Consider the following 12,175-nt stretch of genomic DNA (forward strand, 5'->3'; position numbering starts at 1 on the left):
GTAGGCAACGACAAACTACAACCTTAGAGGAGGACCTCCCTTATGAAGAAAATTTCCAATAAAATGGCAGCCCTTATCGTAGCTGCGACGGTAGGAGCGACCTCTCTGCCTTTCGCGGCAATGAACGTGCAGGCAAACGACGCGAATCCGTTAGCGGCTGCGGCTGTCAATCCGGCTATCGGCCAAGACATCAAAGCGGCAATCGACGAGCTTATCCGGCTCGGAGTCGTGGACGGCTACGAAGATCAATCGATTCGCGAAAACAACCCGATCACCCGGGCGGAGCTGGCGAAAATGATTGCTCTGACCTTCGGCCTTAACGGCAAAGCCGGAAGCTCGGTCGCATTGTCCGACGTCGATCCGAACGCCTGGTACTCTCCGTATGCTGCGGAAATCGTCGGCCTCGGCATCATGCAAGCGGACAACGGAAGGTTCGCGCCTCAGGCGACGGTTACGGACGAGGAGCTTGTCCAATTCGTTGCCAAAGCGCTCAAGCGCGATGTAAATTCCGTAATCCACTGGCTCAAAGACTACTATTCCGCAGGTCAAAACGCCTCGCGCGGCGAAGCGGCTTATTTGCTCCAAACGGCCCATAAAGCGATTCCTTCGGACAACGCCAAAATTACGAGCGTCAAATCGTTGAACGCCATTACGCTGATCGTCACGTTCGACGCACCGCTCACTTCGGCCAACGAGCTGTTCGATAAAGCGAAAGCCGATTTCTCATTCAGCGAAGGGTTGACTTTGACGAACATGCCACGCTTGAAAACGGGCTCTACCGCTACGTATATCGTTCCGACATCGGTTCAGAAGGCAGGCACCGCGTACAGCTTGACTTATAAAGGCGAGCGGGCGGCTGCATTCGAGGGCGACGGTACGAAGCTGGATATGACCCAGGCAAGCCAAGTTACAGACGATACGTTCGAGCTGGAATCTTTGAAAACGGCCGGAGTGGTCGATTACGGATATATTATTTCGGCTTATAGCGCAGGCCGAGGAGCCAATGCCTTCGTGACGGACGATAACAACGGCGCGGACGGCAGTACGTATCAGGTCATTTCATCCATGCAGGCGAGACAAGTCACGATTACTCCGGAAGGCGGGCAGCCGATCGTGGCGAAATACGTTCCGTTTACGCAATCCACCGATGGCAAGCAAGAGCCGAAGTTCCGTCTTCCGGAAGGGCAGACGTTGACTCCGGGGGTTGCCTATACGGTAACGTCCGATTGGGCGGACATCGCGAACCCGACGTTCACGGCCCGATCATTCGCTCCGCTGCAGCTTGCGGGTGCGGAAGCCGTCAACGAAACGTCGATCAACGTCGCACTGGCGAAAGATCCGGGCGACGAGCTGTTTTCCGGCCGCAGCGTGGAGCTGACGGGACCGAACGGCGACAAGCTGATCGCGACCTATAAATACTCCAGCCGCAAAGGCGCGGCAGGCGTATTCGATATCCAACAAAACGGAAAATTGACGCCGGGAGCAACCTATGCGGTAACGCCTGTCGGTGCATGGGCTACGGCAACCGCGATCACTATGTCCGTGAAGTGACGCATACCCAAAGAAAGGTGATGGTTCGCTATGCTGCGGCTTCTCGCGCTATCGTTGGCCTTGGTTATATCAGGGTGCCAGCCGATTTACGGCACTTTGCTGAATAACGAAAAGCAGCAGGCAACCCAAACGGTAAAGCAAAAAATGGACCAATCGAACAAAGACTTTTTAACGGCAACGGAAAAAGGCGACACCGGGGCGATGATCAAGCTTCTTGCAGAGGGTGCGGATATCGATTCTACCGACGAAAGAGGCAGAACGTCGGCCATGATCGCCGTGCACACGAAGCAGTTGTCCGTATTCAAGCTATTGATCGAAAAAGGCGCCAACCTGAACATTCGGGACGACCGTTCGGACAATCCGCTTCTGTATGCCGGAGCGGAAGGCATGCTCGACTTCGTCAAAGCATCGATCGCGGCCGGCGCCGACACGAAAATTACGAACCGTTTCGGCGGAACGGCGTTAATCCCCGCAGCCGACCGCGGACATGTGGAGATCGTGGAAGAGCTGCTCGCCCATTCCGACGTCGATATCGATCATGTCAACAATTTGGGCTGGACCGCCCTGCTCGAAGCGGTTCTGCTCGGAGACGGCGGAAACCATCACCAAACCATCGTGAAGCTGCTGATCGCTCACGGCGCCGATGTCAATCTGGCGGACAGCAAAGGAGTTACTCCGCTGCAGCATGCCGCAAGCCGGGGCTACTCCGAAATGGTTCAGGCATTGACTGCCGCAGGAGGCAAGTAACAAACCGCCCCGCTTCTGACAGAACGCATAAAGTTTATACCGAGGAGCGGACCCCCGCTCCTTTTTCGTGTCCCGCTACCCGTTCCGGCGAAACGGTCTGCGGATTTTGCCGTATACAATAGTATGACGAACGTCCATGTAGTATAGTAGTGCTTACGGAGCATAGAGGAGTCGAGTGCGAAATATGAAACTGCCGGGGAATTCATGCGTAGGCTGCTTGACGCTGTTCTTCGCTTCTTTTGTCATCTTGGCGATATTGGGCTGGCTCGCGAAATATTTCTGGATCGTGGCGATTTTGGGAATCGCAGCCGGCGTCATCTGGTATCGCGACAAAAATCGGAAGAAGCTGCACGAACGACAGCATATCGAGCGGCAAGACCGCGAAAGCGCCGAGAAAATCGTCCTCCGGGTAGCGGCCCGTAATCAAGGCTTCGTAACGCCGATGGAAATCGTGCTGGATTCGGACCTCAGTTTGGAGGAAGCGGGCGACATTCTCGAGCAATTGAGAAAGAAAGGGTACGCCAAGCTGCGGGTGGCCGAAAACGGATCTTACGTCTATCAGATCGACGGCTTATTGACTCCGCAGCAAAAAAGGGATTCCGAACGATTATAGTCTCGCCGCGGAACACAACCTCCAATTCCACCGATGCGTGGGTATTGGAGGTTGGAGTTTTTGGAAGGCTAATATTCCGGGCCCGTTCCGCCGGTAAATCGAGAATATCCGCCAATACGCCTTGGAGTGGAGTGAATGACCGAATGATATCGTTTCTGCTCACTGTCAAACGCATGCTGACCGGCCTGCTTCACGCCTTCAAGGAAAAAACGTTCAAAACGCTCTTCATTCTGACCTTGCTCATTTTGCTGTCGGGCACGTTGTTTTATCGCGAGGTCGAGCACTTCACCGTCGTAGACGCCTTGTATTTCAGCGCGATGACGCTAACGACGGTCGGGACCGCAGAGCTTGCTCCGCACACCGATCTGGGGAAAATATTTACGGTCATCTACACGTTCGCCGGAATCGGCGTTATTTTCGGCGTCATTTATTACATAGCCAAAGGCATTCATTTCTCGTCCTCGTCCAAAGGCAAGTAAGAAAGCCGAAGCTTATTCTTGGTAACAATGTCGCATTTCGCTTTAACGAACCTAGACATTCATTAACTTAAACCGGCTTTCCGGGCTCTGCCGGTCTTTAAAGCTTACAAATGCTTGCGGTTCACCTGCTCGTTGCGGATCATCTGTTCCAGCTTTTCTTTGAGCTTGCCGTGCACGGCCGGCGTCTTCCGGATACCGAACCAGCTTCTCCTCTTCTCCTTGGCCATCAGCTTCAGCATATATTCCTTCTCTTCCATTGAAAACATGCATCCATCCCCCCTTAACAAGTAGTACGCGCCAACGGGAGCTTTCGTTTCGGTTCGATCGGCCGCAACGCACACAAAGAACCGGCCGCATCCGCATAGGTGCTGCCGGTTTTTTGCGCATATTTAGTCCGCTTCCGCCTCGCGCAACGGCCTCCGGCGAAATTTGGCCAGAAATTCGTATACGATCGGCACGATGAATAGCGTCAATATCGTCGAGCTGATCAAGCCGCCGATAACGGTGACGCCCAGCCCTTTGGAGATCAAACTGCCGCTCGTGCTCTCGAAACCGAGAGCCAAAGGGAGCAGCGCACCCACGGTGGCAAGCGCGGTCATCAAAATCGGCCTTAACCGCGTAGAGCCCGCTTCGAGCAGCGCTTCGCGCGTGCGCATGCCGTCCCGCTCCATATGCAGCACCCGGTCCAGCAGCACGATGGCGTTCGTAACGACGATGCCAATCAGCATGAGAGCTCCCATCATCGCAGAGGCGCTGATCGTTTCGCCGGCCAAATACAACGCGACGAGACCGCCGATGATCGTAAACGGCAGCGAGAACAAAATCGCGAACGGCGTCAGCGCCCCTCCGAACGTAATGACGAGCAGCAAGTAGACGATGGCGATCGCCGCAGCCATAGCCATGCCGAGCTGTGTAAACGTTTCGTTGATTTGCTCCGTCACGCCTCCGTAATCGACCTGGATGCCCTTCGGAAGGCCGAGCGCGCCGATGCGGCTCTGCGCGTCGGTCGAAGCTTGGCCGACATCTTTGGCGGCAATGTTGGCGGTGACCTCCACATACAGCCGACCGTCTTTATGCGTAATCGTATTCGGGGACGTTCCCTTCTGGATCGTCGCGATCTCCTTCACCGGCACCTCGAAGCCGAGCGGAGAAGGGATGGTCATATTTTCGACGTCGGCAATCGCGGCAAACTGCTTCTGCTCGATCGTTTCGAATACGGAATACGGCTTGTTGTCGACTGCGACCTCGGTCAGTACGGGCCGTTCGCGTACCGGACTCAGCTTCATGGCGATTTGTCCTGCGGTCATGCCCAGTTTGCCCAGCTTCTGTTGGTCGGCTACGATCGAATATTGCTCGTAGGTTCGGGACAAGCTCGACTCGATCTTCTCGAAGGCCCCTTCCTTCCGCAGCTCGTCCTGAATCCGATCGACGGCAGGCTTGATTTGCTCCAGCGAATCCCCGTAAACGGAAAGACTGAGCTTATTCCCGCCGAAGCCGCCTCCGGCAAAATCCATCTCGCTCCACTTCCCCGCCGCATCCAGCTTCTGCAGCTCCGCGATCAGCGCTTCCTTCACCTGCTTGAACTGCTTCGTTTCGTTCTCGTATTGGACATAGAACAACGCCGATTTGTTCGTACCGAAGCTCATCGGATTTTGTCCGCCGACCGAATATTGCAGATTCGCGACGCCGTCCCGGTTCAAGATGAGCTTCTCCGCTTCCAAAGCGGCGGCTTCGACGTCGGCGATTCTTTTGCCGGGACCGGGACTGTATGTTATCATCGCATATTTCTGTTCTTCTTCCGGCAGAAAGCTGACGCCGACGACTCCGGCCAACCCCAAGCTGGCCGCAAGCAGGATGACCGCCGCGAGCGACGTCAACGCTTTATGGTTAAGCGCCCCGTTCAACGCCCTGCGGTAAAACCGGGCAATCGCGCCCGGCTTGTCCTCGTGTCTTCGTCTTCGTCTCGACCTTCTGCGGAACATGAAGTGGGCCATTGCCGGCACTACGGTGACGGCCACTAGCAAAGAGGCCAGCAGCGCGTAAACCATCGTCAGCGCAAACGGCATGAACAACTGTCCGATCGGACCGCTGACGGTACCGAGCGGTACGAATACGGCGATCGTCACGAGCGTCGAAGACAAGATCGGGATAAACATTTCTTTCGTCGCATCCAGAATGAGCGCCTTGCCGGAGAGCTGCTCGGTGCTTAAGCCCATCCTCCTGTAGTTGTTCTCGATGACGACGATCGAATCGTCCACGACTCTGCCTATCGCGACGGTCATCGCGCCCAGCGTCATGACGTTGAGCGTGATCCCCGACTGCCGAAGCACGACAAGCGCGATGAGCAGCGATAACGGGATCGAGACGACGGAAATGATCGTCGTGCGGACATTGCGAAGAAACAGCAGGATGACAATCACGGCGAAGAGCGCGCCGAACAGCGCTTTATCGAGCATCGTGCCGATTGACTCCTCGATAGGCTGCCCTTGGTCGAGCATGACGAGCGCCTGGACGCCCGGATGGTCGTTCTCGAATTGCCGCGCCTTCCGCTTGACCTCGTTCACCACGTCGACCGTATTCGCATCCGACGTTTTGGACACATTGATGCCGATCGATACGTTGCCGTTCGTGCGCGAGATCGACTCCGCTCTGCCTTCCATCCGGATGTCGGCTATATCCGCAAGTCGTACGGTAGCCATTCCCGCCGAGGCAGCGGGCGTTCCTCCCCCTGCTCCGGGTGCATTGGGTGCAACGGGTGCAAAGGTGGTGCCGGCAGGAATGCCGGGGATTGAAGGGATTAAGGGAATCGCCAAATTTTTCAGATCGTCCAATGTCGCAACGTTGCCGTCTACTACAATCGACTTCTCGGCGTTTTCCATCTCGAACAAGCCTAGCGGCACTTTGACGGCAGAGCCCTTAATAATGCCCTTTACCGTATCTTCGCTTATCGAGAGCGAATTCAACTTGTCTCGGTCGAAGTACAGGCTCACCTCCTGGACGTATTGACCGGAGATCGCGACTTTACCCGCGCCTTCCACGCCTTCAAGCGATGACTTCAGCTGCTCCTCCACCAGCTTCGTAAGGTCGTCAAGCTTCCAATTTTGCCCGGAAATGCTGAGCGAGATGACGGGAAAATCGTTCAAGCTGATTTTGGAGACGTTCACTTCCTGCACGCCGCTCGGCAAAACAAACGAAGCGAGCGCTTGTCGCAATTCGTTCTCGGCATCGTCCATTTTCGTCCCGTAGCCGTACTCCACGAAAATGGAGGAAGCGTTCTCCATCGACGTGGACGTAACCGTATTGACGTTTCCCAAGTTTTTAATCCGTTGCTCGAGCGGATTGCCGAGCTTGTCCGCGACTTCCTGCGGCGCCGCTCCCGGCAGGACGGCCGTTACGGTCAGGAAAGGGACTTCAATGTTCGGGATCGTCTCCTTCTTCATCCCAAGACCGGCGAACATGCCGGCCGCGGTTACGATCAAGGTCAAAATCAAGACGGCGAACTTGTTGTTCAAGGAAAAACGAATGACGCTGCGCAAATTACCACTCCTCGCGATGAATTCGGTCGATACGGGTCAGTATCATTTTGCGCCTTTTTCCCATTTTCCATGAAAGTCTTTTCCATAACCGACTCACAATGCTATAAATATTGCGAATTTTCGCGTCCAACCGACAGTTGCCGCCGGGACAGACATGAAACCCGTCGAAGCCGCATACTTTTAACTATCGTTTCGGGAATTTACTAGGCTGATGTTGACCTGACGTCGAAAGACGTTTTTCTTTTGGTTTCGGAAACGTGCGGCGGCATAGCCGTATCGATCCGGCAACACGATTTTACTTGCGGGAGGATGAGGTGGGATGTGCGGAATAACGGGATGGATCGACTGGCGAAAGGACCTGACACAGCATGCGTCCGTGCTCGTCGACATGACCGAAACGATGGCGCTCCGCGGCCCGGACGCTTCCGGTACTTGGCTGTCCCGGCATTGCGCGCTCGGACATCGCAGACTGAGCGTCATGGATCCGGCGAACGGGGCACAGCCGATGACCCGGACGAAGGGCGACACGTTCTACACGATCGTATACAACGGGGAGCTGTACAACGCGATCGAGCTGAGAAAAGAGCTCGAGCAAAGAGGTTATTCGTTCTCGACGAACTGCGATACGGAGGTGCTGCTCCTCTCGTATGTCGAGTGGGGCCGCTCATGTCTGGACCGGTTCAACGGCATATTCGCTTTCGCGATCTGGAACAGCGAGGAGCAATCGCTCTTCTTGGCGAGAGACCGGCTGGGAGTCAAACCGCTCTTCTACGCCGAGCGGAACGGCCTGTTCGCCTTCGGCTCCGAACCGAAGGCGATTCTCGCCCACCCCGATTTCCCAGCGGAAATCGGCCGCGAAGGTTTGGCTGAGCTGTTCGTCATCGGGCCTGCCCGGACGCCCGGCCACGGCGTTTACAAGCATCTGGCCGAATTGAAGCCAGGGCACTTCATGATCGTTGACCGTTCCGGCGTCTCGATCCGCACGTACTGGAAGCTGGAGAGCAAGCCGCACGAGGAAGACGTGGAACAGACGGCCTCGCGCATTCGCGAGCTGCTGCTGGATACGGTGGAGCGTCAGCTGATCTCCGACGTTCCGGTGTGTACGCTGCTGTCCGGCGGTCTCGATTCCAGCGCATTGACCGCTATCGCCGTGCAATACTACAACCGGACCGGCCAAGGCATCGTCCCTACGTACTCCGTCGACTATGTCGACAACGACAAGCATTTCAAAGCCAACGTATTCCAACCGAACTCGGACGCCCCATGGATCCAAAGGATGGTCGACGTTCTCGGAACGGAGCAACACCATATCAGGTTCGATACGCCGGAGCTTGTCGATTCGCTGCTCGACGCGATGAGGGCCCGCGATCTGCCCGGAATGGCCGATGTGGACGGCTCGTTGTACCTGTTTTGCCGCGAAATCAAAAAAGGGGCTACGGTTGCCTTGTCGGGCGAGGCGGCCGACGAAATATTCGGCGGCTACCCTTGGTTCCACCGGGAGGAATCGCTGAATGCGAACACGTTCCCGTGGTCGTTATCCGCGGGCATCCGCATCGATTTGCTGAGCAAGGATACGGCGGACTGGCTGCGCCCCCGCGAATATTTGGACGAACGGTACCGCCAAGCTCTGGACGAAGTGCCGCATCTGAATGGAGAAGCCGGCATCGTGAGGCGCATGCGGGAAATGTCGTATTTGAACATTACCCGCTTCATGCCGACGCTGCTCGACCGGAAAGACCGGATGAGCATGGCCGTAGGGTTGGAGGTGCGCGTGCCTTATTGCGATCATCGGCTGGTCGAATACGTATGGAACGTTCCTTGGGAAATCAAAACGGCCGGCGACCGCGAAAAGGGCATTTTGCGCAAGGCGCTGAAGGGCATACTGCCGGAAGACGTGCTGACCCGCAAAAAGAGCCCTTATCCGAAAACGCACAATCCGAACTATTTGGCCGCCACCCGGGCTTGGGTGCAGTCGATTCTCGACGACCCTTCCTCGCCGGTGCTGCAATTTTTGGATACGGAGCATCTTCGCAAATTGGCAGCTCCGGAATCGGCGACGATGGATTTGCCGTGGTTCGGACAGCTGATGTCCGGTCCGCAGCTGTTCGCCTACATCGGCCAAATGGACGCCTGGCTGCGGGAGTACAACGTCTCGATCCGCTAATACGCCTATGCGCATATAACAGTTTGGTAATGATTGCTGCAGGTTCAATAACCTCCATATGCCGGAAAAAGGCAAATTGCGCAAAAAGGTCACAAATAAGCAAATTGGGTTCTCTTTTCGCCAGCTGCTGCTTGCGAGGATCGCGCAAAACCGTAATCCGTTCCGATTCCACGACAAAAAGAGGGCACTCGGCCCTCTTTTCGTTGTTTCGTGCTAGCTCGAACATTGCAACCTCAGCTCTCCATCAACCGGCGCGCTTCCCGGAGCGCCGCAAGCAGCTCGTCCAGCTCTGCGACATCCAATCGGATCGTCATGTACGACGGAACGAGTCCTCCGTCGTTTACTTCGAGCATCGCCGTCTTGTCACTTTTATCGAATCGCACTTCGATCCTGTCGTTCGACAACAAGTTTTGCCACATCATCCGGCTCCCTCTCCTCTTCCCGGTCACGCTTCGGATTCGCGGAGAAGCTCCTGCAGCTTGGCCAGCGCCCGCGAGCGGTGACTGATCTCGTTTTTGCGCGTCATCGGCAATTGCGCCATCGTCTGGCCGAACTCGGCCATATAGAACAGCGGATCGTATCCGAAGCCGTTCTCTCCGATCAACGTATCGATGACGAAGCCCTCGCACTGCCCTTCTACCTGCACGGGCGGCGAATGCGGATCGTACAGTGCCAGCGAGCAGACGAATCGGGCCGGGCTCAACAGCCGGACTTCCCTGCCGTCGGCTGCTGCAGATTCGACCGCCAGCCGCCCCGCCTCCGCCAGCAGCTCCAGCTCGCGAAGCAGCTTGGCGTTATTGTCGGCGTCCTTCGCCCCCGGTCCGGCATATCTCGCGGAGTATACCCCGGGACGTCCGTCCAGCGCATCGACGCACAAGCCGGAGTCGTCGGCAAGCGCGGGAACCCCGAGCAGCTCGGCTACGGTCTTCGCCTTCGTCAGCGCGTTGTCGGCAAACGTCTCGCCTTCCTCCGGGATGTCCGGAATTTGCGGATAGTCGTTCAGACAACGCGCCACAATGCCGAACGGCTCGAACAGCAAGGCGAACTCGCGCGCTTTGCCCGCATTCTTAGTGGCGATGACGAGCTCCTTATTTTTTGGCGTTTGCGGCATTGGCACCAGCTCCCACAACGGCGGTTAAAGGCCCGAGCGTATCCTTCTGCTTGCCGATCATCGCCTGAATCCCGATCTCGGCCGCGGCCAGCAAGTCGTTCAGCTCCTCGCGGGTAAACGGCGATTCCTCGCCCGTGCCTTGAACCTCCACGAATTTGCCAAGGCCTGTCATGACGACATTCATATCGACCTTCGCCTGCGAATCTTCCTCATAATTGAGATCGAGACAAACCTGATTTTTCACCACGCCGACACTGACCGAAGCCAAATAGTCGGTAATCGGCGATTTGCTCAGCTTCCCGCCCTGTATCAGCTTGTTCACCGCCATGCACAGCGCGACGAAAGCCCCCGTAATCGACGTGGTGCGCGTTCCGCCGTCGGCCTGGATGACGTCGCAATCGAGCGTGATCGTCCGCTCGCCGAGCGCCTCCAGGTTGACGACCGAGCGAAGCGCGCGACCGATCAGCCGCTGGATTTCCATCGTCCGGCCGCCGATTTTTCCCTTGGCCGCTTCCCGTTGGTTGCGCACCTGGGTCGCCCGCGGCAGCATCGAATATTCGGCCGTAATCCAGCCGCGTCCTTGACCTTTCATGAAAGGAGGCACCCGCTCCTCGATCGATGCGGTGCAAATTACTTTCGTGTCGCCAACCTCGATCAGGACGGAGCCTTCCGCATGCTTGATATAATGGGGCGTAATCGTAACCGCCCGCGTTTCGTCGTATTGTCTGCCGTCGGTTCTCATGCTGGCACCCCCGTCAATTGTTATCCGCTTGTAAAGCCTCCCTCATTTTACCAAACACCGGATCGAAAAGAAACCGCCAAGCCATGTTTGTAAAAGCCTAAAAAAGATGCCCTCCGGCGGAACGGGTCCGCGGGAAAGCATCGCATCCGGTCATAGGCTTTTTCGGTTCAGACGGATCAGGCTGAACTTACATTTTGATCGCGTTCACGTTGCTCGGCCGGGATACCGGCTTGCTGTAGCTTTGATTGTCGGTCGAGCTTACTTTCGCGTCATTGTTGACCATAATTTGCACCTTCGAATCTCCGGCGATTTCGGTGAGCGACAGGACGATCGACTGCAGCGCCTCGCCCGGAGCCTTCTTGTCCGGACCGAGCAGCGTATCGGTAAAGTTGACCGTGATGATGCCGCCTGCCGAGTCGACCTTCGGTATGTCTACCGTGGAAGCCATGACCGAAAATAAATTGTTGCGCATCGGACCGGCGATCAGCTGCTCGATCGTAGCCTTCGCTTTGTCTTCCGTGCGTTTCACCATGCGGGTGACGGGAACGTAGTAAGGATTGCCTCCGTCCGACTGGCTGAGAAAATAAAGGGTGACCGGAGTCGTTTGGCCGTAATCGACGCCTTCGGCCCGCTCCAGATTGATGCCCATCGCCCGGCTAAGCGAGCCGTCGATCGGCAGGCGGCCTACCGGCATTTCCTTCAGCTCTTTGCCTTCCACCCAGATCCGCACCTCGTTCACGTTCGGAAATCCGGTCAAGGCCCAAGTGACGGCTTCCAATAGTTTGCGCTCGTCGGCGGCTGCATAATTGTTGAACTCTTTGGAAAAATCGACGGTTGCGATTTTTTTGTCCTTGTTGATGTCGAGCCCCTTGACGGTCGTCCCTTTCGGAAGCAAGCCTTTGAAGCCGGCAGGCAGCACGTTCTTCCCCGCTCCATCCTCGACCATATATTCCAGGGTCGTGCGGGCGACCGCGTCGGTTGTCGGGATATGAACCGTTACAGGAGCGACATAGCTGTTTATATCTTTCATATACATGGTGACCTGAATGCCTTGCTGAACTTGAGCGCTTGTCGGAACGGCATCGCCCGCCTTCCCGTTCGTACCGGCTATGTTCTGCGGCGGATCGATCTCTTGGCTCTCCTTCGATTTCAACACCGAGCAACCGGATGTCAACAGGACGGTAACCCCGGCAATGGCAGCCCATTTGGTCCACTTCGTCAGTTTCATTGGG

At 56.4% G+C, this 12,175-nt stretch carries 11 protein-coding genes; 5 read left to right on the forward strand and 6 right to left on the reverse strand.

From position 1 onward, the window contains the following. The first annotated feature begins 42 nt into the window (after positions 1 to 42). The 4 genes from FE784_RS09500 to FE784_RS09515 all read left to right on the forward strand — a co-directional run bounded on the left by FE784_RS09500 (position 43) and on the right by FE784_RS09515 (position 3,390). Positions 43 to 1,551 (forward strand): S-layer homology domain-containing protein, encoded by a 1,509-nt coding sequence (locus FE784_RS09500; protein WP_139601958.1) that lies wholly within the window; start codon positions 43 to 45, stop codon positions 1,549 to 1,551. Positions 1,552 to 1,581: 30 nt separating this feature from the next. Next, positions 1,582 to 2,298, forward strand: coding sequence for an ankyrin repeat domain-containing protein (locus FE784_RS09505; protein ID WP_139601959.1), 717 nt, complete (start codon positions 1,582 to 1,584; stop codon positions 2,296 to 2,298). Positions 2,299 to 2,482: 184 nt separating this feature from the next. Then, entirely contained in the window at positions 2,483 to 2,911 is a 429-nt protein-coding gene (locus FE784_RS09510) for a vitamin K epoxide reductase family protein (RefSeq protein ID WP_139601960.1), read from the forward strand. A gap of 143 nt (positions 2,912 to 3,054) precedes the next feature. Beyond that, positions 3,055 to 3,390, forward strand: coding sequence for a potassium channel family protein (locus FE784_RS09515; protein WP_139601961.1), 336 nt, complete (start codon positions 3,055 to 3,057; stop codon positions 3,388 to 3,390). Between the two features lie 104 nt (positions 3,391 to 3,494). On the opposite strand, the gene FE784_RS40765 is transcribed toward FE784_RS09515, so the two are convergent. Continuing rightward, a complete protein-coding gene (locus tag FE784_RS40765; protein WP_176706087.1) occupies positions 3,495 to 3,656 on the reverse strand; it encodes a hypothetical protein in 162 nt (53 codons plus the stop codon). A 123-nt stretch (positions 3,657 to 3,779) separates the two neighbouring features. Continuing rightward, positions 3,780 to 6,926, reverse strand: coding sequence for an efflux RND transporter permease subunit (locus FE784_RS09520; protein ID WP_139601962.1), 3,147 nt, complete (start codon positions 6,924 to 6,926; stop codon positions 3,780 to 3,782). Between the two features lie 319 nt (positions 6,927 to 7,245). On the opposite strand from FE784_RS09520, the gene asnB reads away from it, so the two are divergent. Beyond that, complete coding sequence (asnB, locus tag FE784_RS09525) at positions 7,246 to 9,090, forward strand: asparagine synthase (glutamine-hydrolyzing) (RefSeq protein WP_139601963.1); 1,845 nt, start codon at positions 7,246 to 7,248, stop codon at positions 9,088 to 9,090. 233 nt (positions 9,091 to 9,323) lie between these two features. Here the strand turns inward: asnB and FE784_RS09530 are convergent, their stop codons facing one another. From FE784_RS09530 to FE784_RS09545, 4 genes are all read right to left on the reverse strand, one after another. Beyond that, on the reverse strand, positions 9,324 to 9,512 hold the full coding sequence (locus FE784_RS09530; RefSeq protein WP_139601964.1) for a hypothetical protein: 189 nt from the start codon (positions 9,510 to 9,512) through the stop codon (positions 9,324 to 9,326). Between the two features lie 23 nt (positions 9,513 to 9,535). Next, positions 9,536 to 10,201, reverse strand: a complete 666-nt coding sequence (locus tag FE784_RS09535; protein WP_139601965.1) for an XTP/dITP diphosphatase — start codon at positions 10,199 to 10,201, stop codon at positions 9,536 to 9,538. Next, complete coding sequence (gene rph / locus FE784_RS09540; RefSeq protein ID WP_139601966.1) at positions 10,179 to 10,943, reverse strand: ribonuclease PH; 765 nt, start codon at positions 10,941 to 10,943, stop codon at positions 10,179 to 10,181. The genes FE784_RS09535 and rph overlap by 23 nt, the downstream gene beginning before the upstream one ends. Positions 10,944 to 11,130: 187 nt before the next feature. After that, complete coding sequence (locus FE784_RS09545) at positions 11,131 to 12,171, reverse strand: GerMN domain-containing protein (RefSeq protein WP_139601967.1); 1,041 nt, start codon at positions 12,169 to 12,171, stop codon at positions 11,131 to 11,133. Positions 12,172 to 12,175: the final 4 nt, after the last annotated feature.

Source organism: Paenibacillus hemerocallicola (assembly GCF_006265175.1).
Classification (GTDB): domain Bacteria; phylum Bacillota; class Bacilli; order Paenibacillales; family NBRC-103111; genus Paenibacillus_AB; species Paenibacillus_AB hemerocallicola.